The sequence below is a fragment of the Massilia sp. Masssp93 genome, from assembly GCF_059491295.1.
This window is the reverse complement of record NZ_CP168502.1, coordinates 4,299,294-4,323,288: the sequence shown is the minus strand read 5'-3', so window position 1 is coordinate 4,323,288 and position 23,995 is coordinate 4,299,294. Positions and strand designations below refer to the sequence as shown.

The 23,995-nt window shown below is 66.2% G+C and carries 21 protein-coding genes; 15 read left to right on the top strand and 6 right to left on the bottom strand.

Translation table 11 applies throughout. The features are described 5' to 3' along the window. Nucleotides 1-2: 2 nt before the first annotated feature. The gene (locus ACEN9Q_RS17770; RefSeq protein WP_495625496.1) at nt 3-1,850 is read right to left on the bottom strand and encodes a hypothetical protein; all 1,848 of its coding nucleotides are present in this window, start codon (nt 1,848-1,850) and stop codon (nt 3-5) included. A gap of 73 nt (nt 1,851-1,923) precedes the next feature. After that, nucleotides 1,924-2,919 carry a LacI family DNA-binding transcriptional regulator gene (locus ACEN9Q_RS17765; RefSeq protein ID WP_056440345.1) on the bottom strand — a complete coding sequence of 332 codons (996 nt, stop codon included), beginning with the start codon at nt 2,917-2,919 and terminating at the stop codon, nt 1,924-1,926. Between the two features lie 199 nt (nt 2,920-3,118). Here ACEN9Q_RS17765 and ACEN9Q_RS17760 point away from each other — a divergent pair, with 199 nt between their 5' ends. Beyond that, complete coding sequence (locus ACEN9Q_RS17760) at nt 3,119-3,943, top strand: NAD-dependent epimerase/dehydratase family protein (protein WP_495625495.1); 825 nt, start codon at nt 3,119-3,121, stop codon at nt 3,941-3,943. A 70-nt stretch (nt 3,944-4,013) separates the two neighbouring features. On the opposite strand, the gene ACEN9Q_RS17755 is transcribed toward ACEN9Q_RS17760, so the two are convergent. From ACEN9Q_RS17755 to ACEN9Q_RS17740, 4 genes are all read right to left on the bottom strand, one after another. Further along, complete coding sequence (locus ACEN9Q_RS17755; protein WP_495625494.1) at nt 4,014-6,530, bottom strand: TonB-dependent receptor; 2,517 nt, start codon at nt 6,528-6,530, stop codon at nt 4,014-4,016. Nucleotides 6,531-6,547: 17 nt separating this feature from the next. Beyond that, on the bottom strand, nt 6,548-7,807 hold the full coding sequence (locus ACEN9Q_RS17750) for a glycoside hydrolase family 88 protein (protein WP_495625493.1): 1,260 nt from the start codon (nt 7,805-7,807) through the stop codon (nt 6,548-6,550). A 205-nt stretch (nt 7,808-8,012) separates the two neighbouring features. Beyond that, the gene (locus ACEN9Q_RS17745) at nt 8,013-8,303 is read right to left on the bottom strand and encodes a hypothetical protein (protein ID WP_056440339.1); all 291 of its coding nucleotides are present in this window, start codon (nt 8,301-8,303) and stop codon (nt 8,013-8,015) included. Beyond that, nucleotides 8,300-9,010 carry a S24 family peptidase gene (locus ACEN9Q_RS17740; protein WP_056440337.1) on the bottom strand — a complete coding sequence of 237 codons (711 nt, stop codon included), beginning with the start codon at nt 9,008-9,010 and terminating at the stop codon, nt 8,300-8,302. The genes ACEN9Q_RS17745 and ACEN9Q_RS17740 overlap by 4 nt, the downstream gene beginning before the upstream one ends. A gap of 98 nt (nt 9,011-9,108) precedes the next feature. Between ACEN9Q_RS17740 and ACEN9Q_RS17735 the strand changes: the two genes are divergently transcribed. The 14 genes from ACEN9Q_RS17735 (at nt 9,109) to ACEN9Q_RS17670 (ending at nt 23,939) form a co-directional block, all read left to right on the top strand. Further along, complete coding sequence (locus tag ACEN9Q_RS17735; protein WP_495625492.1) at nt 9,109-9,492, top strand: DprA-like winged helix domain-containing protein; 384 nt, start codon at nt 9,109-9,111, stop codon at nt 9,490-9,492. Between the two features lie 70 nt (nt 9,493-9,562). Beyond that, complete coding sequence (locus ACEN9Q_RS17730) at nt 9,563-10,105, top strand: DnaJ-like cysteine-rich domain-containing protein (RefSeq protein ID WP_495625491.1); 543 nt, start codon at nt 9,563-9,565, stop codon at nt 10,103-10,105. A 230-nt stretch (nt 10,106-10,335) separates the two neighbouring features. After that, complete coding sequence (locus tag ACEN9Q_RS17725; protein WP_495625490.1) at nt 10,336-10,734, top strand: hypothetical protein; 399 nt, start codon at nt 10,336-10,338, stop codon at nt 10,732-10,734. 70 nt (nt 10,735-10,804) lie between these two features. Further along, nucleotides 10,805-12,016: a phage tail tube protein gene (locus ACEN9Q_RS17720; RefSeq protein WP_056440330.1), complete on the top strand. Its 1,212-nt coding sequence runs from the start codon at nt 10,805-10,807 to the stop codon at nt 12,014-12,016. 90 nt (nt 12,017-12,106) lie between these two features. Next, nucleotides 12,107-12,550: a hypothetical protein gene (locus tag ACEN9Q_RS17715; protein ID WP_157201818.1), complete on the top strand. Its 444-nt coding sequence runs from the start codon at nt 12,107-12,109 to the stop codon at nt 12,548-12,550. After that, nucleotides 12,478-12,882 (top strand): phage tail assembly chaperone, encoded by a 405-nt coding sequence (locus ACEN9Q_RS17710; RefSeq protein ID WP_495625489.1) that lies wholly within the window; start codon nt 12,478-12,480, stop codon nt 12,880-12,882. The genes ACEN9Q_RS17715 and ACEN9Q_RS17710 overlap by 73 nt, the downstream gene beginning before the upstream one ends. A 51-nt stretch (nt 12,883-12,933) precedes the next feature. Beyond that, nucleotides 12,934-15,669 (top strand): DUF4214 domain-containing protein, encoded by a 2,736-nt coding sequence (locus tag ACEN9Q_RS17705; RefSeq protein WP_495625488.1) that lies wholly within the window; start codon nt 12,934-12,936, stop codon nt 15,667-15,669. Then, entirely contained in the window at nt 15,666-17,135 is a 1,470-nt protein-coding gene (locus tag ACEN9Q_RS17700; RefSeq protein ID WP_495625487.1) for a hypothetical protein, read from the top strand. Before ACEN9Q_RS17705 ends, ACEN9Q_RS17700 begins: the two co-directional genes overlap by 4 nt. A gap of 8 nt (nt 17,136-17,143) precedes the next feature. Beyond that, nucleotides 17,144-18,919: a hypothetical protein gene (locus ACEN9Q_RS17695; protein WP_495625486.1), complete on the top strand. Its 1,776-nt coding sequence runs from the start codon at nt 17,144-17,146 to the stop codon at nt 18,917-18,919. Between the two features lie 6 nt (nt 18,920-18,925). Beyond that, on the top strand, nt 18,926-19,759 hold the full coding sequence (locus tag ACEN9Q_RS17690; RefSeq protein ID WP_495625485.1) for a hypothetical protein: 834 nt from the start codon (nt 18,926-18,928) through the stop codon (nt 19,757-19,759). Continuing rightward, entirely contained in the window at nt 19,759-22,617 is a 2,859-nt protein-coding gene (locus ACEN9Q_RS17685) for a LamG-like jellyroll fold domain-containing protein (RefSeq protein WP_495625484.1), read from the top strand. The genes ACEN9Q_RS17690 and ACEN9Q_RS17685 overlap by 1 nt, the downstream gene beginning before the upstream one ends. 67 nt (nt 22,618-22,684) lie before the next feature. Continuing rightward, entirely contained in the window at nt 22,685-22,912 is a 228-nt protein-coding gene (locus tag ACEN9Q_RS17680) for a phage holin family protein (protein ID WP_495625483.1), read from the top strand. After that, on the top strand, nt 22,909-23,388 hold the full coding sequence (locus ACEN9Q_RS17675; protein ID WP_495625482.1) for a lysozyme: 480 nt from the start codon (nt 22,909-22,911) through the stop codon (nt 23,386-23,388). Before ACEN9Q_RS17680 ends, ACEN9Q_RS17675 begins: the two co-directional genes overlap by 4 nt. Continuing rightward, nucleotides 23,385-23,939 (top strand): lysis system i-spanin subunit Rz, encoded by a 555-nt coding sequence (locus ACEN9Q_RS17670; RefSeq protein ID WP_495625481.1) that lies wholly within the window; start codon nt 23,385-23,387, stop codon nt 23,937-23,939. The genes ACEN9Q_RS17675 and ACEN9Q_RS17670 overlap by 4 nt, the downstream gene beginning before the upstream one ends. Nucleotides 23,940-23,995 lie beyond the last annotated feature (56 nt).

Sequence of the window (23,995 nt, the reverse complement as noted above, 5' to 3'; positions counted from 1 at the left end):
GGTCACTCGTAACGGATCGTCCAGCTGATCCTGAGTGGCTTGTCGAAGGTGAACGCGCCCGTGCCGCAGCTGGCCAGCGTGGCCATTGGCCCGTACGGCGCGCGATATGCCTCGCTGCCCGCGACGTCGTCGGCGCGGCAGTTCGCCAGGCCTTGCACGGCGAACCCGCGGACAGCGCCGTCGTGGAAAGCGATGTCGGTGCCGTCCACGCTGGCGCCGCGCGAAAACGACGCGAAGTCGAGGCTCACGCCGGCCACGTCCAGCGGCGCCGCCGGCGTGTAGGTGTCGGTGCGCGTGACGACGCCGTGGCGCAAGACGTATTCCGTCTCGACGGCGATGCGCGTGTCCTTGACGGGGACGTTCTTGCCCAGCTTCGTGAGCGCATCCTGGCGATACGTGACGCGGTAGCCGCCGTCGACGTCGTGCGCCTGGATGTCCTTCATGAACGCAGTCGCGATCAATTCGCTGCCGTCGGCCAGGCGGAATTTCGGCAGCAGCTGCGGATGCGCGGCGCCGCTGTCGGCGATGCCCGAGACGATCCCGTACGAAAACGGCAGCGGATAATACGGGCTGTTCGCATGCTGGCTCGGGCCGCCGTTGATCATCGACAGGCTGAACACGTGCGGCCCGTCGCGCCAGATGGCGAGTGCGCGGTCGTACTCGCCGCCGGCGAAGCGCGTGAGGCTGAACGCGGGGCGAGCGCGCACGAGCCAGGCCGCCAGGTCGGCGCGCGGCGCGGCGTCCTTCATGCCGGCCCGGTTCCACATGGCGTCCGTGCTGATCAACTGGTGCAGCAGCGAGAAGTTCTCGCCGAGGATGCGGTGCTTGCCGCGGTACGTGTCCGTGCGGCGGCCCTTGCCCCACATGTCGACGGAATGCAGTGCGGGGTCGTACCAGAAATCCATATAGCGTTCGCCGATGCGCGCCGAGTAGGCATACGCGTACTCCTTTTCCTCCGGACTCAGGACGCCGAGGTAGGCGGCCGTCGACAGGATCTCCAGCATCGCCGTCTCGCCGTACGGCCCGAGGCTGCGGCCCATCGTGAAGCCCGTGCCGTCGGCATTGGCCGCGTTCAGCGCGACGTCGGCCGACTTGCGCAGCAAGGCCTTGAGTTCCGGCGTCACGGTCAAGCCGGTCTCGATGAAGCGCTCGCAGATCTCGGCCGCCAGCAGGATGCTGTAGCGGTCGAATCGGCCCTGGCCATCCGTCTCGTCGGAGAAGCCGTAGGTGCCGGAATAATCGGCGTAATGCTTGAGCATTTTATCGAGCAGCACCTCGCTGGCGTGCGCATCCTCCCAACCCATCAGCAGGCGCAGGCGCGCGATGCTGAAGGCGACCCCGTAGTAATTGGTCGGCAGGTCGATCAGCTCGAACGCGGGCTGGCGCACGAACGTCCGCCAGTCGAGCTTCCGGCGCAGCAGGTCGAGCGTGGCGGGCCGCACGGCGCGCGCCAGCAGGCCGGCCTGCTTCAGCTTGTACAAGGCGCCCATGTAGTAGTAGATGCCCCAGGTATCGTTTTCCATGCCGACCGTCAGATCGGCGATGGCGGCGTAATCGCGCAGCATGCCGGGCAGGCGCGGGTCGTCCTTCGGTGTGTGCAGCAGCACGTCCGCCAGGCCCGTCGCGATTTTCCCGGGCAGGAATTTGTCGTGGCTCTGGAACGGCGCACGCCCATCGATGGTGATGCCGTCCCGTTCCCGCACGAGCTTCTGGAAAAAGTAATCCAGTTGCGGGTAGGCCTGTTCGACCGTCCGGTGCAGCGGCGGCGTGGCGCGCGCCGGCGCGGCGGGCAGGAAAGTCAGGCCGGCCAGCAGAGGGGCCAACATCAGGGCGGGCAGGGCAGGGCGCATGCGTGTCTCCGGTGTAGTTAAACGTTTTCCTAAAAGGATAGGCCAACTCTTCCGGAAAGTAAACGGGGGCGTATCAGGGCCGGCGGGCGACGGTCGACGCGCGCAGGATCAGCTGGGGGGCGACCTTGGTCAGCTTCTCGACGTGCTCGCCGCGGATCACGGCCAGCAGCTTTTCCATGGCCGTCGCGCCCATGCGTTCGCTCTGCAGGTCGACGGTGGTCAGGGCCGGCGTCGTGTATTTGCCGTAGGGGATATTGTCGAAGCCGACGACCGAGATGTCCTGCGGGATGGACATGCCCAGGTTGGACGCTTCCTTCATGAAGCCGAGCGCCATCAGGTCGTTGTAGCAGATCAGCGCGTCCGGGCGCTGGCTGCCCAGGACGATGGCGGAGCACAGCCGCTCGCCCTCGGCCAGCGACGGGGCCTCGGCATCGAAGATCGCCAGTTCGAGGCCGGCCGCGTTCAGCGATTCGCGGATGCCGCCCAGGCGCTCCTCGTCGCGGCGCGACTTGGAAAAGCCCAGGTAGGCGATGCGGCGGTGGCCCAGCATGCGCAGGTGCTGGGTCAGCATGTAGGCCCCGGCGTGGTCGTCGCTGGCGACCGTCGGCAGCGGCAATTCGGCCAGGCTGCCGAAGAACACGAGCGGCTTGTCGATCTCGGCCATCCACGCCATCTCTTTTTCGCGCAGGCGCGAGAACACGATCATGCCGTCCACGCGCCGGCTCAGTTCTTCCAGCGTACGCCGCTCGCGGCTGGGCGTTTCCTCGGTGTCGACGAGCAGCACGGAAAACCCCTGGTCGTGCGCCACGCGGTTCGCGCCCTTGAGGATGCTGGAAAAGTGCGGGTTGGTGATGTCCAGCACCGAGAGGCCGATGGTATTGGTACGCCCCGTGATCATCGACTTGGCCAGCGGGTTCGACCGGTAGCCCAGGGTCGCGATCGCGGCCTCGATCGCCGCCTCGACCTTGGGCGAAAAGCGCTGCGCGCCGTTGATGAATTTCGATACCGTGGCGGTGGACACCTGGGCGGCTGCGGCGACGTCGCGGATGGTCGAAGCGGTCTTTTTCATGGGAGGGTAATCGTTACTCGGCGGCACATCTTAGCATGCGTCCCGGCAGCCGGACCCGAGCCAGGGCAAGGAAACGGCGATGGAATCGTTTCCCCCTGTTCCATCGGGGCGTCCGGGCGAAAAAGGGCGCCAAAAAATTGACAAGGAAAGCGTTTTGGATATACTCGGTTAAACGTTTAACACAAATGCGAGCCCGTTCATGATCCAAGCGCCCGAGTCCAAGCCCTTCCACCGTCTGCTCCTGACCGGCGCCGGCGGCGGCCTCGGCACCCTGCTGCGCGAGCGCATCAAGCCGTGGGCCGACGTGGTCCGGCTCAGCGACATCCGCGACATCGCGCCCGCGGGCCCGGGCGAGGAAGTCGTCCGCTGCGACCTGGGCGACCGCGCCGCCGTGATGGCGCTGACGGAAGGCGTCGACGCCGTGCTGCACTTCGGCGGCGTCTCGGTCGAGGACAAGTTCGAGGCGATCATGCACGCCAATATCCTCGGCCTGCACCATCTGTACGAGGCCGTGCACAAGCGCGGCATCAGGCGCGTGATCTACGCGAGCTCCAGCCACGTCGTCGGCTACTATCCGACCACGCAGGTCGTCGACACGGCCGCGCCGCTGCGGCCGGACGGGATCTACGGCGTGTCGAAATGCTTCGGCGAGGCCTTGTCGCGCTATTACTTCGACCGCTTCGGCATCGAGACGGTCTGCCTGCGCATCGGTTCCTCGTTCGACGAGCCGCGTAACGCGCGCATGATGGTGACGTTCCTCGCGCACGACGACCTCGTCGAACTGGTGCGCTGCGCCCTGTTCACGCCGCGCGTGGGCCACACGATCACGTACGGCGTCTCGGACAACCCGGTGCGCTGGTGGGACAACGGCGCGGCCGCCCACCTGGGCTTCGAACCGCGCCACAGCTCGCGCGCGTTCGCGGACCGTTTCCCGGCCGGCGGCGCATGGGCCGACGCGGGCGACATCGCCAGCGTGTACCAGGGCGGGCCGTTCCTGACGGCGGGGCCGATCTACGAAGACTGAACCGAAAAAAAAGCCGCCGGGTCGCCCCGGCGGCATCGAGGAAACGCGGGCCGCGGCCCGCGGAGGAAACTCAGAACTTCAGGTCCAGGCGCACGCTGTAGAAGCGGAACACGTCGCGCGGCGGTACCCAGCTGTTGACCGTGATGGGCGGCGAGGACGACGTCGGACCGGTGCGGTACGACGGGCCGCTGGCGTTGGCGTTGCCGATGTAGAAGCGGTCGAACAGGTTGTTGATGCGGAAGGACAGGCGCCACATATCGTTGTTCTGGCGCACGCCGAAACCGAGGTCCGAGATCGGGTACGCGTTGTTGACCGAGCGCGGGTCGTTGTTGATGTTGGTCTGGTACGCGCTCTGGTAACGCACGTTGGCGTTCACGAACGCCCAGTACGGACGGTCGGCGACGTGGTAATCGTAGTTGGTGCCGATGTTGACCTTGTTCTTCGGCGTACCCGGGAAGATGCCGCCCGAGAGATTCTGCACGCCCGTCGTCGAGCCGGTGCGGATCGGGAAGCAGGCGCGATTCCAGCCGCCCAGCGAACCGCCTTCGCCCAGCCCCGTCGTGCCGATGGCGGGGTTGGTGTTGTCCTGGTAGCAGGGGCCATTCTTCCAGTCGACGATCTCCGGACGGGTGTACGCGTACGACACGTTCATCGACCAGTTCGTCGTCAGCAGGAAGTGCGAATCGAGTTCGAGGCCGCGCGTGCGGATCTTCGGGATCGAGTTCAGCTGGGTGTAGATGGTCGGATCGTTCGGCAGCACGAACGACGTGTTCTGCTGGTAGTTCTTGAAGTCCGTCCGGTAGAGCGTGGCCGCGAGCGACATGCGGTTGTGGAACAGGTTCGCCTTGGTTCCGAGCTCGTAGCTGCGACTCGTTTCCGGCGACACCGGGAACGCGGCCGCCGCCTTCAGGCCGCTCGTCACGTCGTACGCGAGGCCCTTGTAGCCGGTCGCCGTCATCGCGTACACCATCCAGTCGCTGTTGATCTGCTTCTGGAGCGACAGCTTGCCCGTCGTCGCCCAGTCGCGGTTGCCGCTGCTGGAAAACTGGTCGCGGCCGGCGGGGCCCGGCACGAAGGTCGAGCGGTCCAGCTGGTCGGTGTAGAAGTTGCGGAGGTAGTTGAAGCCCGACGTCTCCTCGTTGCGGCGGATGCCCGCCACCAGCGTGTACGTCGGATACAGGTCCCACGTGGCTTGGCCGAACACGGCGCGGTTCACGTTGTAGATGTCGGTGTAGTAGTTGGTCGGGCTCGACGGCGAGCTCGCCGTGCACACGCTCGGCTGCACGCAGAAGCCGCGGATGAAGTGGCGGTCGATCCCGTTCTGCGCCCACCACAGGCCGGCCAAGTAGCGCAGCTTGCCGGCGTCCGGCGACACGTAACGGATTTCCTGCGTCTTGGAGCGGATGTCGTACGTGCCGAATTGCGCGTTCCCGACCGAGAACCTGGTCTCGCCCGGCTTCGCGATGGTCGGCACGTCGACGAAGTCCTGGTCGCGGTAATCGTGTGCCTTGTAATGCTCGTACGAGGAAATCGACATCAGGGTGGCGTCGTTCGGCAGCGCGTACGAGAGCTTCAGGCCGGACCCGAATGTGGACGAGTTGATCCCGGTCGGGAAGTCGCGCCGCACGTTGCGGTTGTTCCGGTCGAACGGGTTGATGCCCGCCAGCGTGATCGACGCCGGCAGTTGCGGATTGCCGTTCATGTACGCGGTCGACAGGTCGGCCGGCGTCGTCACGAGATTGCCCGCGGCGCTTGAACCGGTGGTGCGGTAGAAGCCGTTCACGGCCGTCACGCCGCGGCTGTTTTCCTGCGTGTTGTAGTGCGGGGTGAAGTCGATTTCCAGGTCCCTGATGGGCGTCCACTGGAACTTCGCCATGATCGTTCTGCCGCCCGAGCCGTTGACCTTCTGGCCGTTGGTGAGGTTCGTGAAGTTGCCCGGCATGTCGCTCTTGTTGACGGCGATGCGCATGCCGAAATCGTCGCGCAGCTTGCCGCCGACTGACGCGCCTGCGCGCCACTCGTGGTCGTTGGTGTAATACGCGTTGGCGCGGTAGACGATCGGGCCGCTGATCGGCTTCGTCACGATGTTGATGGCACCGGCCACCGCCGATTTGCCGAACAAGGTCGATTGCGGTCCTTTCAAAACCTCAACGCGGGACACGTCGGCGAGGTCGCGGAACGCCTGGAACTGGCTCGCGATCGGGATATCGTCGATGATGACGGAGACGTCGGACTCCACGCCGATGCCGACCGAAACGGTGCCGATGCCGCGCATGAAGATGGCGTTGTTGGCGGCCGTCGTGCCCGAGGACAGCGTCAGCGACGGGGTCAGGTTGATGACGTCCTCGACCTCGCGCACGTTGTTACGCTGGATCTCGGCTTCGGACAGCACGGAGATCGACTCCGGCACGTTGTCCAGCCGCTCCACGCGCTTGTTGGCCGTCACCAGCACGGTCTGCAGCTGGTTCGGATTTGCCTCGGCTTCTTGCGCCCGTGCGGGCGCCGCCCAGTGGGCGACGGCGACCGCGACGACGGCCGCCACGGGCTTGACCGCGATCCGCGCGCCCGATGTTCTCTGCTTGCTCACAACGTCTCCTTGTTTTTCTAATGAAAACTGCCGATCCCGGTGCGCGCCGCCTTCATGCGCAGCAGTGCTTCCAGAAAGTAGTAGTCCGCATAGTTCAGCGGACCGTCGATCTCCGTGCCGGCCGGCTTGTGGCCGGTCGCATGCTTGAGGAGGAAGCCGCCGTTGTCGCCGGGTTGCGCCAGATAGGCGCCCGACGACAGGCTGCGCAAGGTTTGTTCGGCGAAGTCGCGGTAGCGCGCGGCCGTGTCGCGGTCGGAGAAGGACGCCAGTTCCAGCAGCGCGGACGCGGCGATGGCGGCGGCGGAACTGTCGCGCGGGGCGGCGGGAATGGCGGGATCGTCGAAATCCCAGAACGGGATCCTGTCGGCGGGGAGGCGCGGATGGTTCATGTAGAAGCGGGCGATCCTGTGCGCCTGCTGGAGATAGTCGTCCTTGTGCGTTTCGCGGTACATCATCGTGTAGCCGTACAGGCCCCATGCCTGGCCGCGCGCCCACGCGGAGCCGTTCGCGTAGCCCTGCACGGTCATGCGCGCGCGCACGGCGCCCGTTTTCGGATCGTAGTCGACGAGGTGGAAGCTCGAGCCGTCGGGACGGAAGTGATTCTTCAGCGCGGTGTCGGCATGGGCGATGGCGACCTCGCGGTAGCGCGGCTCGTCGGCGGCGCGCGCGGCCCACATCAGGAGCTCCAGGTTCATCATGTTGTCGATGATGACGGGGAAGGCCCACGTCGTATTCGGCCACAGGTCCCACGACTGGATGCTGCCGACCTTCGGGTTGAAGCGCGTCATCAGCGTCGTCGCGCCGGCCAGCAGGGCGTCGCGGTAGGCCGTGCGGGTCGCCGGATCGTCGACGAGGCGCAGGCCGTTGCCGTAGCCGGTGCCCAGCATGAAGCCGAGGTCGTGCTGGGTCTTGTCGAACTTGGCGGGCGCCGTCAGCGCCGTGTAGCGCATGGCGGCCGTTTTCCACGTCGCGTCGCCCGTCGCCTCGAACAGATACCACAGCGAGCCGGGAAAGAAGCCGGCGGTCCAGTCGCCCGGTCCGACCATCCTGACGTCGCCGTGCGCCACGCTGCGCGGAAAACCGGACTTGCCGGCGACCTTGGCCAGCAGGACGCGGTACTGCGCGGCGGCCACCTGGACATCCCGGTCGACGACCGCGGCGATCGGTTCGACGTCGGCAGCGGCGTGCGCGGTGGAGGCGCCGCAGACGGCCAGGAGGAAGCTGCAGATAATCGTTTTCGCAGCCCGCCTCGCAGGCCGGATATCGCGCTCGAACATGGATTCCGTCTCCTCGCTTTTCTCTTTGTTGAGCAAATCGTAATCAGAAGACGTGGCGATGTCAACAAAAATAGGAAAACGCTTAACTAGATATTTTTACGGGCGAACATGGGGTATTTATACTGCTGCGCTGCGAAATATTCTTGCGCGAGATACGCGCACGAGAGGAGTAAATGAGAAAACGTTTTGCCTGCTCTGGCAACCGTCAGAACGGCGGCGGCGCGTCCGCGGGCGCCGGCGGCACGTCGAGGTCGATCAGCGTGCGTGGCAGGTGCGCGAGGTCGGCGCCGTCGACGAGCGCCTGCGCCTGGAACGCGGCATGCGCCCGCACGCCGTGCCGCTGCACGGACACGAGCATCACGGGCAGCGTGGGGAAGTGCGGGCGCAGGCGCTCCAGCAGGACGTCGCCGACGCCGGGCGCGACCCAGGCCGGCGGCGGAAAGGCCAGCGCCACGCGCACGCCTTTCAGCTCGGCGAGGGCGACCTCGAGTTTCATATGCGGTCGCTTTCCTTGCGCACGACGCGGCCGAGCACCAGACAGGTATTGCCCTCGCAGCGTTTGCGGTGGTATTTGCGCTGGTCCGGATTGTCCGACGTCAGCCACCATTTGCCGGCGTCGCGCGCCAGGCGCTTCACGACGGCTTCGCCCTCGTAGTTGAAGGCGTACACCGCGCCGTCCACGAGTTTGGTATCGAGCGTGTTGATGATGACGATGTCGCCCGCGTACAGCGACGGCTCCATGCTCTCGCCCTTGACGAGGATGGCGATCAGGTGGTCGGGATGGTAGTTGTGCCGTTCGATCCACGTGCGGCGCATGCCGAGCGTGCCGCCGTCGCGGCGTTCCGGCTCCGTCTGGAAGCCCGTGATCCCGGCCGACAGCCGCAGCTTGACCATGCGGATCTGGACGAATTCCGCGTCGTCGTTGTCGAGCGAGCGTATCGGCATGCCGCCCTTGAGGCGGTGGAAGGGCGCCTGGCGCGGGTCGCCCTCGCCGGTCATCAGCCAGATGTGCGAAAAGCCGAGCTCGCGCTCGACGTTCAGCGCATAGCGGATATCCATCGACTTGATCTTCCCCGTCAGCCACTGGTTCACCACGCTTTTCGAGGCGCCCGAGGCCTTCACGAGACCGGTCTGGCCGCGCTCGCCTTCCAGTTGCGGCGTGGTGTTGTAGATGTAGTCGAGGCGGTCGGATAAGAGGTTCATGTTAAGTATTCTAAACTTTTTATGGTTTAGTGTTCTTGACGTTGATCAGTTTAGAGTTCTATACTCTACGTCAAATGCTAAACCTTTGGAAGGGTTTTATGGGAGATACGCACGACCGGCGTACGCGCCATGCCACGGACCCGCTGGAAGCGGCGATCGTGACGCTGCTCGGGGCAGGACCGCGCCAGGCCGACCAGCTTGCGCACGACACCGGCTATTCGCTGGCGGCGACGCGCCTGCGCCTGGAGCGGCTGCTGGAACGGGGCTGCGTCCATCGCGCCAAGGTCAACCTGGGCCAGCCGCGCTGGCAGTACCTGTGGCATGCCGGACCGGCACCCGAAGCGGTGTCGCCGCAAGCGGCGGATGCGGACACCGGGGACGACCTGCTCGCCCCCGTGCAGACGACGGTGCGCAGCTACCCGCGCGTCGGCCGGCGCGATCCGCTGGTGGCCGCCCTGTTCGGGGCGACGGACAAACGATAACGACAAGACGCAACGTCCCGGCGTCGTGCTGGCGGAGGGCCGGCATGGCCGGGATATCAAGGAGGAAGTGATGGGGTTTGCAGACCGCTATATCCGGGCGCTGGGCGCGCCGAATCTGACGAACGACGACCGGCACCATCATGCCGATCCATTGATGGCGGCGGCATTCGCGGCTGCCGAATCGACGGGCGACATCGGCTTGCTGCTGTACCGCGTGAAGTATGCGGATCGCCTGAGCGCGCAGGCATTCGAAGGCAATACCGGCAATCTGGCGCAGTTGCTGCGCCTGTGGACGGCGCAGGTCACCAGGCGTGGCCGCGCGCGCCGCTGGGTGCCGGAAAACACCGCGTGGGATGCGCAGGCCGCGCACAAGCTGTATCGCACCGTCGCCGAACATTCGCTCGCCTACTGGCTCGACAGCACCTGCAAGGCCTGCGCCGGTACCGGCCAGGCGCACGCCGGGGCCTGCGCGGAATGCGGCGGTAAGGGCGAGGCGCCGATCGCCTGCCCCGGCGGCTTCGTGCGCGAGCGCGTCAAGGACATGGTGAGCGAACTGCATGACATCGCGGCCACCAAGGCACGCCTGGCCAACCGCCGCCTGCGCAGCCGCTAGGCGCCGCGGTATCCGGCCTGGAAAATATTTCGTGTTTTAGGCTGATACTGTATAAAAACACAGTAGTTCTGTTTATACTTCTACCTACATTCTTTCGGCACCCGTAATGCGCGGCACCCCCGCCACCGATAGCCGAAACACGCGACAGACCACGACAGCTGCGACGCTGTCCATCCATCGACAGCCCGGACCCGTTCCGGGCTTTTTTTTACCTCGAACGAAAGGAAGCCATGTCCACCCTCATCATCCGCGCGCTGCTGGCCGGTGCGGCCGACCTGGGTGTGCCGGACAGCCAGATCCTGTCCGGCGCACCGCAGGCGACGCCGGCGGCATTGCCCGCGCTGTATGTCGCAGAACTGGACTGCGCGCCCGAGCCGGGCGCCGGTACACGCGGCGACGCTGCGCTCGTTACGGCGCGCGTGCAGGTGACGGCCGTCAGCACCGGCTACGACCAGACCAAGACGCTGCTCGCGTCGGTGCGCCGCGCCTGCAATCTGCAGAGCGGCCGGATCGCCGGCCTGGACGTCGTGAGCGTGGTACGCGAGCAGGCCGGCCCGGACGTCACCGACGATGCCGGCGCGTTCCGCCAGGCGCTCGATTTCGGCGTCACGTACTACGAAGCAGATTGATTCATCAAGTTCGTCAACCAGCCCGCACAGCATGCGCTTGCGGGCTTTTTTTATGTCCTAAAGGAGAAACATGGGAACCGCAAGCGGAGTATTCAAGCAGGTCATTTACAAGCCCGAGACCACCTATGGCGTACTGCCGGCGCAATCCGCCGCCCAGGCGCTGCGCCGCGTGACCTCGTCGCTGAACCTGTCCAAGGACACGTACCAGAGCAACGAGATCCGCACCGATTTCCAGGTCGCGGATTTCCGTCACGGCCTGCGCAAGGTCGGCGGCACGATCGCCGGCGAACTGTCGGCCAAGACCTACGCCGACTTCATCGCCGCCGCGCTGAAGAAGGATTTCGCGGCCGGCGCGGCGATCGCCGGCGCCTCGATCACCGTCGGCGGCACGGCCGGGGCCTGGACCCTTACCCGTGCGGCCGGCTCGTTCCTGGCCGACGGCGTGAAGATCGGCGACGTCGTGCGCCTGACCGCGGGGGCGTTCAATGCCGCGAACCTCGGCAAGAACATCCTCGTCACCGGCGTCACCGCGACCGTGCTGACCGGCCGCACGCTGAACGGCAGCGCGCTCGTCGCCGAAGGGCCGATCGCCAGCGCGACCGTCACCGCGATCGGCAAGAAGACGATGGTGCCGCAGTCCGGCCACACCGACAAGTCGTTCTCGATCGAGCACTGGTTCCCGGACGTCCCGGCCGGCGAAGTGTTCAGCGGCTGCAAGGTGTCGAAGGTGTCGCTGTCGATGCCGGCCACCGGCATGTCGACGATCTCGCTGGAATTCGCCGGCAAGGATGCGACCGCGGGTGCCGCGCAGTACTTCACGAGCCCGACGCCGGTCACGGTGACCGGCACGATGGCGGCGGTGAACGGTGTGGTGTCGGTGGGCGGCGTGTCCGGCGGCACGATCACGAGCATGAGCATCGACATCGCCTGCGGCCAGTCCGGCGAGCCGGGCATCGGCGCGAACGTCGCCGACCAGGTCGCGTCGGGCCGCGTCGTCGTGACCGGCCAGCTGACGGCCAAGTTCGATTCGACCGTCCTGCGCGACGCCTTCTACAACGAGTCCGAGATCTCGGCCTATGCCGTGTTCACGGCCGATAACTCGGCCGGCGCGGACTTCGTCGCCTTCAGCATCGGCCGCCTCAAGCTGAGCGACGCGGCCAAGGACGACGGCGAGAAGATCCTGATCCAGACCATCCCGTTCCAGGCCCTCCTGAACGTGAACGGCGGTGCGAACGCGCCGACCGACCTCACGACCATCGCCGTGCAGGACAGCGCACTGTAATCCGCGCCCCGGCCGGTACCGGCCGCCGTCGCCCGCGCGCGGCGGCCGGCCCGGCCATCCTTATTTTTATTTTTCCGTGAAAGAGAAACCATGAACGCACAACCGTCCCCGCTGCTGAACAAGCTCGTCGCCAACCTCGACATCGACGCCTTCGACGACGTCCCGAGCGGCAAGCTGGTGCTGCAGAACCCGAAGACCAAGGAGCCGACCACGACCTGGATCGAGCTGGCCAGCCCGGAACACGAATCGCGCAAGCGCATCGACCTGGCGCGCACGCGCAAGCTGCGCGCCGAGTTCGCGGCGACCGGCAAGATGCCCGCCTCCGACCCGCTCGAGGACCACGAGGACGAAACCGAATACCTGGTGGCCGCCTGCCTGGGCTGGAACGTCGCCCGCGCCGGCCAGCCCCTCGACTGCACGCCGGCCAACGTGCGCGCGCTGCTGACCGATCCGAAGAAGCAGTGGATCCGCCAGCAGGTCCGCACCGGCATCAACAAGACCGAGCTTTTTATCGCCGACTCCGCGAAAGCCTAGCGGAGTGCTGCCGCGCCGAGTACGAGCTCGCCGCGCGGCAGGGTGACGGCGCGCCGCTGCGCGCGCACCTGCAGCGCGTCGCGCAGAACACGGGCGACGTCGACCCGCGCCTGCACGTGGCCTGGCCGCGCCTGGGACGCCCCGTCTGGGACGCGTTCCGGCGCATGGGCCGGTCGATGACGGTCAACGGTCCCGGGCCGGTCACGCCGCAGGACATCCTTGCGTATCAGGCCCTGCATCGCGTCGAGTTCAGCGCGTGGGAGCTGGACGTGATCGAGGTGTTCGATGCGATTGCGCTGGAGGCGATGCACGCGGCGGCGCGACATGCCTGACGCGAGGTCGTGCCGCCTGAAGCGGCAATTTGTTTTTTTATGGGAGAACGCATGACTAACGAGGACATGGAAAAGGGTTTGCTCGGGCTGGTGAAGCCGGTCGCGGATGCGAAGGACGCCATCGAGAAATTCGGCAAGGAGGCGTTCGAAACGACCGTCAGGCTTCTGGAAGCGCAAAGGGCTCTGGTGAGTGCCCCGAACAGCGCAGGATTGGCGCAAATGGCGAAGGACCGCACGGATGCGCAGGGCGGGCAGCCGGTATCGCCGAACGTGGACGAGGCCAAGAAGAAGACCGCGAACGACGCCAAGGCCGCAGCAGGCGCGGCGAAAGAACAAGTGAGCTCTCTGCAAAAGGCTTGGGACAAGGCCTGGGAGAACGCCGACCAGGCGGCGCACAAGGCCTTCAACAGTATGTTCGAGAAAGGCAAAACCACGTTCAAAGGCGTCGGGGACGCATTGAAGACCGGTGTACTGGATGTCCTGTACGAGGCGACGGCCAAGCAGTGGATCGTGTCGATTGGCGGGTTCCTGGGATTGGGCGGCACATCCGGATCGGCGCAGGCTGCCGGCGCGGGCGGAGGCGCGGCGGCACCGGGCGGCGGCATGACCGGTCTGGTCGAGAGCGCATCGAAGCTATACAAGAGTGTCACAAATGGCTTCGGCGAATTGTCTGACACGGTCTCCGGAACCGTACAGGATGTTATGAACCAGTTCGGATTCTATCCGCATGCGCTGGACGGCCTGGCCACTTCGTCTGGCCAGTCCTTGACGTCGTTGGCGAGTGGCGCGGGATGGGCCGCATCCGCCGCATCGTCGTTCATGGCAGGTTCCGCCCTCAACACGACGCTCTCCGGAAAGTACCAGACCGGCAGCGGCGTCGAGACGGCCGAGCAGATTGCCACGGCAGTAGCGGCAGCGATCAATCCCGTCGCGGGCGTCGTCGTTGGCGCCGTGAGCGGCTTGATCAATCACGCCTTCGGCATGGGCGACAAGGAAGTCACGGCGACCGGCATCCGCGGCACCGTTGGCGCCAGCGGCGTCGACGCCACCAATTACCAGACCTGGCACCAGGACGGCGGCTGGTTCCGCGGCGACAAGGACGGCACCGACGTGACGCCGCTGAACGCTGCCACGATGAAGAAGTTCAACGATGGCTTCGCCGCCATCAAGTCCGCGACGGTCGGCTTCGCACAGGAGCTCGGCCTTTCCGGCAACGCGATCGCATCGTATTCGAAGAGCTTTGACATCAAGCTTGGCAAGGATGCAGCGGCAAACGACAAACTCATCACCGGCCTGTTCACGTCGATCGGCAACGAGATGGCGCAACGTCTCGTGCCGAACCTGAGCAAGTTCACCAAATCCGGTGAAACCGCATCCGCGGCGCTCGAACGCCTGGCCGGCGACTTCCAAGCCACGAACCAGGCCGCGCAACTGATCGGCAAGACCGCCCAGGAAGCGTTCGGCGCCGTCGGCATCGCATCGGCTGCGGCGCGCGAACGCCTGATCGGCCTGACCGGCGGCACGGACGCACTCGGCCAGCAGACCAGTTTCTACGCGCAGAACTTCATGACGGAGGCGCAGCGCCTGGAGCCGGTTCAGGAAGCGCTGACCGCCGCGATGGGCGACCTCGGCCTGTCGTCGGTGCAGACGCGGTCGCAGTTCAAGGCGGTTATCGATTCGCTCGACCTGACCACCGCGGCCGGCGCCACGCAGTTCGCCGCGATGATGAAGCTGGCGGAAGCCTTCGCCCAGATCCATCCCGCCACCGAATCCGCCACGGACAGCATCGCCTCCGCACGCGCCGCGCTGACGACGGCCTACCAGACCGAGTCCGACGCGATCAAGGCGACGACCGACCGCATGTCGAACTTCGCGGCAAGCCTGCGCAAGCTGCACGACGGCGCGCTGCTGGGCAACCTGTCCACGCTCACGCCGCAGCAGAAGTACCTGGAGGCGAAAGCCCAGTACGAGAAGACGCTGAGCGGGGCGCGGGCCGGCGACGCCGACGCCCAGGGCCAGTACCAGGATGCGTACAACGCGTTCCTGAGCGCGTCGCAAGCGGTCAACGCGTCGGGTGCGCAGTACCAGCGCGACTTCGCCTATGCGCAGGCCGCGACGGAGGACGCGATCAAATGGGCCGAACAGCAGGTCGACGTCGGCAAGGCGAGCCTGGACGCGCTGAACCGGCAGGTCGCCGGCCTGGTCGACGTCAAGAAGGAAGTCACGTCGGTCGGGCAGGCGATCAGGGACCTGGCCAGCGTCATGGGCCCGGCGGGTACGGGCACGGTGGCGGCGTCGCAGGACAGCGCGATCACGGCGCTGTACCAGTCGATGCTGCATCGTGCCCCCGACGCGGCGGGCCTGAAGTTCTGGGAGCAGGCGATGGCGGCCGGCAGTTCGATCGCGGACATCGCGCAGGCGATCGGCCGCAGTGCCGAATACCAGGACGCGAGCGCGGGGCACGGGACGATGTCCGGGAACCGCGCCGACGTCCAGGTGCGGGACACGGCGGCCTATCTGGCGCCGGCCGCGCCGCTCGACTACGGCGCGCTGGGCACGTCGAACATGAACGCGCTGGTCGGCGAGATCAAGGCGCTGCGCACCGACAACCAGTCGCTGCGCGACGAAGTGCGCGGCCTGCGCGGCGATGCCGAGCGCCAGACCGGGGACCTGATGGCGGCCAATGCGGCCGTCTCGGACAACTCGGCCGGCAAGATCGTCGAGGCGACCGCCAGGGCGGCGCTCGTCGCCGCACAAACACGTGAAACGAGGGTAATGCCAACATGACCGATGACCAATTCGTGGCGTGGCTGAAGCATCCGGCCGCGCGCCGCGTGGTGCTGATCGAGGCGGTGGCGCAAGTCGCCGGCGTCGAGACCACGCTTTACATGGCAACGAAGCCATACAACACGGCGCCGGACGACGTCCCGGCGAATATCCACTACCGGCCGATCGCGCAGGTCGGCGTGCTGTTCACCGAGCAGCTGTCGCTCGAAGGCGACGGCGCGCTGTCGGCCGGCGACATCGAGATCGGCAACGTCGCCGGCGAGCGCGACGACTGGACCTCGTACGTCTGGACCAACCGCCCGCTCCAGGCCTGGATCGGCGACGCACGCTGGGCCCGCGCCGACTTCCGCATGATCTTCAACGGCATCGTCGCGGACATCGCGCCGCGCGGCGCCGACAAGCTGGCGCTGCGCCTGCGCGACAAGCTGCAGCGCCTGAACACGCCGATCACGGAAGCGAAGCTGGGCGGCGCCACGCAGAACGCCGACGCCTTGCTGCCGGTGGCATTCGGCGAGGTGCACAACGTGACGCCGCTGCTCGCCGACCCCGGCACGCTGACCTACCAGGTGCACGCGGGACCGGTGGAAAGCATCTTCGAAGTGCGCGACAACGGCGTGCCGGTGTCGGTCAGCGTCGACAACGCGGCCGGCAGGTTCACGCTGAACCAGGCGTCCGTCGGCGCGATCACGGCATCCGTGCAGGGCGACAAGCCGGGCGTCTACGCGAATACGGTGGCGCAGCTCGTGCAGCGCCTCGCGACCGGCTACGGCAAGGCGGACGACCGCTTCACCGCGGCCGATCTCGACGCGGCGAACCTGGCCGCATTCGACGCCGCCCATCCGCAACCGGTGGGGCTGTACGCGCCGGACCGGGTCAACATCCTGACCGCGTGCCAGGACCTGGCGGGCAGCGTCGGCGCCCAGCTGGTGATGTCGCGCCTGGGGCAGCTGCGCCTGATCCAGGTGGCGCTCCCTGCGCCCGGTCCGGCCTTCGCGATCGGACCGCAGCACATGGTCGAGGGCATGCTGGCGCCGACGGCGCGCACCGACGTGGCGGGCGCCGTGAAGCTCGGCTTCGACAAGAACTGGACCGTGCAGGAAGGCCTCGTGACCAGTATCCCGGAAGAGCACAAGACGCTGTTCGCGACGGAGTGGCTGACCAGCACGCGGAGCGATGCGGGCGTGCTGGCCACCTATCGCCTCGACGCCGAGCCGGTGCAGCAGGACACGATGCTGCTGCGCCGAGTCGATGCCGATGCCGAGGGCGGGCGCCGTCTCGGCCTGTGGAAGATGCCGCGCATGGTCTACGAGTTCGAAGGGATGCCGGAACTGCTGCAGCTCGAGCTGGGGCAGGCGGTGACGCTGCAGCATCCGCGTTACGGGATGCGGGAGGGCGTCGGCGGCATGGTGATGTCGCTGGCGCCGGACTGGGGTACGGGGCGCGTCAAGGTGGGGGTGCTGGTATGAGTGCGATCGTGAATGATCGGGATGTGCTGCTGCATGGCGCGCCCGCACGTTATGAGTCGACTGGCATCGGCGTGCTGCTCGGCGCGAGCAGCCCGACGATCCGGATTGCGACGGACGGCAGCGTCACGCCGGCGTCGATTTCCTTCACGGCGCTGCAGCTCGGGGCGCCGGGCCCGGTCGCGTGGTCGGTGTCGAACGGCACCCTGGCCGGCACCGACAACAACAGCCGCACCCTGGACACGGGAAGCGTGACGTCCGATTCGGTCGTCGTCACGGCGAAGGTCACGTATAACGGCGTCGCCTATGCCAGTTCGTACACGGTCCAACGACTGAAGGATGGCGCGACGGGGCCGACGGGGCAGACGGGGCAGACGGGGCAGACGGGGCAGACGGGGCAGACGGGGCAGACGGGGCAGACGGGGCAGGCGGGGCCGGAAGGCCCGGCCGGTCCCGCCGGCCCCTCCGGCGGCACCGGGGCGACGGGACCGCAAGGCACGCGCGGCGCCGGCCACTTCTATGCGGCCGGTTCTTCCTGGAGCGATGCCGTTGCGGATGCGGCTGCGCCGGGCGACAACATCGTCGACGACGTCGTGACGATTTCCGACGGCGGCAGCTTCGTGATGGAAAAGCGCTGGTCGGGCACGGCATGGGGCCCGCGCGGCACCGTACTCGATGGCAGCCTGCTCGTCACCGGCTCGGTGAAGGCGGCCGCGATCGATTCGAACGGTCTGCAGATCAGGGACCAGAACGGCAACGTGATCCTGGGGGCGGGCACTTCGCTCGATTGGCGGAACTGGATCGCCAACAAGCCGACGTCGCTGGCCGGCCTCAATGCCACGGAAGGCAGCAAGCTGTCGGGGATCGAAACCGGAGCGACGAAAGGCGCAACCTTCGGCTACAACATCGGCGGCAGGATCGATGCCAGCAATGTCGGGACGTATATCGCCGCGGCGGCGATCGGGGGGGCGTATATCGGCGAGTTGTCGGCGGCGAAGATCACCTCGGGCACGCTGAAGACGGCCAGCATCGATATTCCGTCGGCATCCGGCTCGGCATTGACCGTGAATTACGGCGAAAACACGGTGAATTATCACACGCTGGACGGTTACAACATTGTTTGCTCGGCCTTGGCAGCAGCCGGAACGGCCGCCATCGACGCCCGTGCAGTGCCCGGCATCGGTCACGGGCAAGTCGGCATAGGCAGCTATGCGTTCTACTCCGTCGGCGGCACCGTGGGGCCTTTTACGGGCAGCCATGACGCGTTGCTTCCGAACAGTGCCGCTTACTGTACTGGCGATATCGTCGTCGATCTCCAGCTGGTGGCACGGAAGGACATCAGCAACGCGATCTTCGAGGTGTCCCCGTCGACGCAGCCCTTGCAGAAAGGGGTCGTCGGGGTACTCGCCGCGGACGGCGGACCGTTGAGCAAGAACGCGCCGACTGCCATGGTGACCAGCTATCGCCAGCCCAAGGAAGTGCAGGATGACCTGGGCGACATCGTCTATGTCGATCAGAACGACTACGTGCCGGAATACGCCCAGTACGGCGACAGTCATCGTCTGGTCGCCGTGAATGCGCTCGGCGAAGGCCAGATCAACGTCTGCGGCGAGGGCGGCGACATCGCGCCCGGTGACCTCGTCGTCACGAGCTCGATGCCCGGCAAGGGCATGCGGCAGGACGACGACGTGATCCGCTCCTGCACCGTCGCCAAGGCGCGCGAACACGCGACGTTCGCGTCCGCGAGCGACATCAGGCAGATCGCCTGCATCTACATATCAGGATGAACAATCATGCCAAATCTTCGCATCATCTACGACAACGCCGCCGACCGCGCGTCGATCGCGGCGTCGTCCTCGGCCGGCGCCATGACGCCGGATCGCCTGCTTGCCGACATCAAGTCCGACGTCTGGCGCAGCACCGGCACGACGGCCACGATCACGGCCACGTGGCCGGTGGCCGAGGCCATCGGCGGCGTCGTGCTGCCGTTCTGTAACCTGACCCCAAGGGCGACCTTGCGCGTGCGCGGCTATGCCAGGGCCGGCGACGCCGTGCCGCTGTTCGACACCGGTGCCGTCGAAGCCTGTCCCGCGCCGGTGCTGGGCCTGTGGGACTGGGGCTCCGTTCCGCTCGGCAGCAACGCCTATACCAACGGCGGCGGCACCTATGCCCGCGCGTGGGTGCCGACCCCAGGCATGGTCGAAATACTCGTACTCGACATCGCCGACGACACGAACCCGGCCGGCTGCATCGAGGCCGCGCGCCTCGTGTGCGGGGTCTACTGGGAGCCGAGCATCAACGCCGAATTCGGCGCGCCCGTGCAGGCCGTGGACACCAGCAAGCACGTCCGCACGGACGCCGGCGACCTCGTCACCGACGTCGGCACGCGGCACAAGACGCAGTCGGTCAGCCTGGCATCCCTGAGCCCGGTCGACCGCGCCACGCTGTGGAGCATCGTGTGGGGCAACGGGATGTGCCGCCCGCTCTTCTTCAGCCTGTACCCGGACAGCGACGACGCGCGCCTTGAGCAGACACACCAGCTGTACGGAAAGCTGTCGAACACGGCGGTGATGACCACGCCGCTGTTCCAGCAATACGCAACTTCACTTGATATCGAGGAGATTTGATGAGCAATCGTTTTTATTACGGGATGCCGGGTACCCAGGCATTCCAGGCCATGAATGCGCTGGACGACGACGTCCAGGTCAAGAGCGCCGCGGCGACGACCGCGGCCCAGGCCGCCGCAAGCAGCGCGGCACAGGCGGGCAGCGCACGCGACGCGGCGCTCGCAGCCTGGCTGGCGTCGACGGCGCCGAACGAGCAGCTGGCGGCGCTGAGCAAGCAATTTCATTCGGGCACTGTCGTCGATGTGCTCTTGTATGACACCCGCGAGGACAGCGACGGGGGGGGCTGGCGCAAGCGTTGCACGCATACGAGCTGGGAGAACGAGGCGCTTCAGTCCGGCAAGTGGCTCGGTCAATTTGCAAGCGTGCCGGCTGCTGTTGCTTTCGGTGGCCGGACGTTCGACTACTTCCAGAACACGACAGACGGTCTGTTCTACCAGATCCAGTCGGATACGGCCGGACAACGGGTCTCCCGCGGTAACACGCGTGAATTTCCAGCGGTGGGACTCATCGTGGTGGAGGCGCAGCGCCTGGTCATTTACGACGCCACTCATCCGGAACTACCCATGTGGATGGCGTTTAGCGGTGACGTGGGGGCTGCCCTGTTGTATGGCCCGACCACGCTGACCAGTGCGGCGATGCGCGACGGCCTGCTGCTGGTCGGGAATGCCAACGACACGTTTGCCGGCCTGGTCGCCGTCAACTTCGTCAGCGAAGGCTGCAACGTCTTCCGTGCAAATGGACGCAACCAGTTCAAGGGCACGATCGCCCAGCGTAATAATTCGGCCGACTTCCTGTATGGCCTGAACGGCCCGGCCCTGGTCAACCACAAGGTCAACGACGTCGCGATCACCGTGCTGGCCGATGCGTCGATTGATCCTTCGACCGGCATGCCGACTGCGACTGTCGCGATCGCAACGCAGGGCGGCGTCAGCGTTATTCGGCAGGACGGCACCGTAGCCAACATCACGAACGGATCGAACGATTCTGTCGACAAGATCGGGTTCGGTTCAGACGATACAATGTGGGTCGGGCAGAGCAACAATGCGACATGGGGCAGTGTTTCGGTAGGTTCGATCCCGCCGACCAGCACGTCGCTCAATAGCTGGCGGACAAAGCAATATTACCCAACGGCGACGCCCGCAACACTCGGATATTTGCTTAACGCGCTGGTTCCCTCTCGCGCGTCAGGTTCTGGCGACGGCGTTACTTTGTATCGGGACAATCCTTATTCGCCTGCGAAAGGCATGGTGGCGTACATCGCGAACACCTACAACAGCGGCTGGCAGGTGGGCGACTCGCGTGGCGCCTGGCTTGCGGATACGGTTGTCGAGAGCATCGGCGCCAGCGGAGAACTGGTATCGAATGGGACCTTCAACACGAACACAAGCGGCTGGACGCCAACAGCAAGCGCGACGCCGAGCGTCGTAAACGGCGCCATGCGCTTGACAAATGCGTCTGGTGGCTATGTGCGCTCCACCTACGTAGTCAGCACTGTTCCTGGACGCACGTATGTGGTTTCCGTCACCGTGGTTGGAATGACGACGTCCTCCGCGCTTGCGTTCGTCGGTACCACCTCAGGTGGCTTGGATGGCGGCCTTGCATCTCCCGCTAGCCTGTCAGGTCCCGGAACCATCGCTTTCAGTTTCACCGCAAGCACCACAACGTCATACCTTACGGTCGGATCGGGCTCTGGTCAATCTGCGGGACAGTATGCCGACTTCGACAACGTGAGCGTCAAGCTTGCCGAGCCTGACCGCAGCATGAAGACGATGGGACTGCTCATCAACGGTTCTCTGACAAAGTCGGCTGTCGCTACCGGTGCGCAACTGGTCAGCTATTCAGGGTTCTCGGCGGCTAGCTACCTGGAACAGCCGTACAACGCAAACCTGAACTTCGGTACCGGCGACTTTTGCGTGATGACCTGGGTCAAGCGTAGCGGGGCGATGGATACCTTGCCGTTTACACGAACCGATCCCGGCATGTCTGGCGCCTTTATTCAACTGCTTGTTACCTCTGCTGGCGTGGCCAATATCGCAACGGGGCTATCGGGAGGTGCTTCCCTGACGCAGGCAGCGTCGGCAACTGGGGCAGTGCCCGACGGCATGTGGGCGCATGTTGTCGGCCAGCGTACTGGCGGACAATTGTACTTGTATGTAAACGGTCTGCTTGCAGCTGGCCCGATCGCATCTTCACATAATGTTACCGGGACAACAGCCACGACACGCGTAGGCACGCGTCAGGACGGATACACGGCGCCTGGATCGGTGGCTCTGCTGCGCGTCAGCGCTACGGCGCCAAGTGCTGACCAGATCGCGCAAATCTACCGGGATGAGCTGCAATTGTTCCGGCCGGGGGCGCAGTGCACGTTCGATGGCGCCAGCACCACGGTGACTTCCATGGCCTACGACGACATGACCGAGATCCTGCACGTCGGCACGAGCTGGGGCCGTTCGTCATTCCATGGCCTGCAACGTGTGGACAGCGCCGCGACACCGGTCGGTGCCGTGACCGCCTTGTCGGCTGCCTCGGGCGCACACATCACAGGCGGCATCGGCGGGGCGCGCTACCAGCAGCCGGCGCTCGTGCTGCGCGACGAACTGCGCCGCAACGACGTGCGCGGCCTGGGCGCGCGCGACGTCGTTCCGTTCGACTTCGACTCCACTGCCGGCATGACCGACTTCACGCTGCCACCCGGCTGGAGCGTCAAGGACGTGCTCGTCGCCGGCGTCGTGAAACGCGTGGGCGCCACGAAGGATTACGTCGTGAGTTTCGACGGGTATCGCGACACCGTCAGGTTCGCCGCCTCGCCCGGCGCGGCCTGGGTCCAGGTCATGGCCAGCCGGAGCGATCCAGGCTGATCTGATCGAGTGCATCAACCGCAGCCCGCTTCGGCGGGCTTTTTTTCGTCGATCCGAGAGGTACTCTATGAGCAAACCGAGCACTTTGGAGGTGATGAGCTACGCCGGCGGCATGACGTCGATCGGCGCCTCGCTCACGCTGACCGAACTGGGTGTCCTGGTCGGCATCGTGACGGCCTTGCTGACCTTCGTCATCAACGCCATCTACGTGTACCGGCGCGACCGCCGCGAGCAGCGCGAGAGCGATGCCGCGCTGGCGCATTTGGGCAATTCTCCGTGGGAGGATTACTCATGACGCGCCGTATTGCCGGCCCCGGCCTGGCCGCTCTCGTGGGGGCGACGGCCGCCGCCGCGCTGGTCGCGTTCACGCCGACGCAGGAGGGGCGCGTCCTGACCACGTACCGCGATCTCGGCGGCGTGCTGACCTATTGCGACGGCGCGACCGGGCACGCGACGTGGGGGCGGACGTACACGCCGGCCGAGTGCGATGCCCAGCTGGCGCGCGACCTCGAGCGTCACGCGGCCGGCGTCCTGGCGTGCGTCCACGTTCCCTTGACGGACGGCCAGAAGACGGCGTTCGTCGATGCCGCCTACAACATCGGTGTCGCCGCATTCTGCCGCTCCAGCATGGCGCGACGGGCGAATGCCGGCGACATGGCCGGCGCCTGCGACGCGCTGCTGTTGTGGAACAAGGTCGATGGCCGCGAAGTGGCTGGCCTGACGCGGCGGCGCCAGGCCGAGCGCGCGCTGTGCCGCGGGGAAGCGCGATGATCGCCGCGATCCTCGCCCGCCTGGGCATCCCGGCATGGGTCGCGGCAGCGGCGTTGTGCCTGCTGGGCGCGGCCGCCCTGGTCGGGTATCGCGACCATCTCATCGGGATCGGCGTCAGCCGCGAGAGCACGCGCCGCGACCTCGTCGAGGCCGAGCGCACACGCCAGGCGCAGGACGCGCTGCGGCTGGCGAACGCGCGCGTCAAGGCCGCGCAGGACCGGCTCGACGCCGCCATCGCCGACATCGGCAAACTTCAAAAGGAACTTACTCATGTCCAGACCCAGGGGGCTGCGCTGCAGTCCGATCTTGCTGCTGGCCGTCGCCGGCTGCCAGTCCTTGTCCGCGCCCGTGCGGCCGATCCAGCCCGACCGCCTGACGCCGCCGGTGCTGCCGGCCTGGATACGGGAACCGCCGTTCCAGCCGAACTTGACCCGGCGGTTGCCGCAGGTCTTGCTCGGCTCACCGGCGAAGGCGACGCGGCCATCGTCCGCCTCAACGCCTGCATTGCCGCCTATGACGCCGTGATTCGCGCCTACAATGAAACGGAGTAGGTGTGCGGCGATCAAACATGGTTTGCGGGAGGCGACGTGGACGATAAACCGGAAAC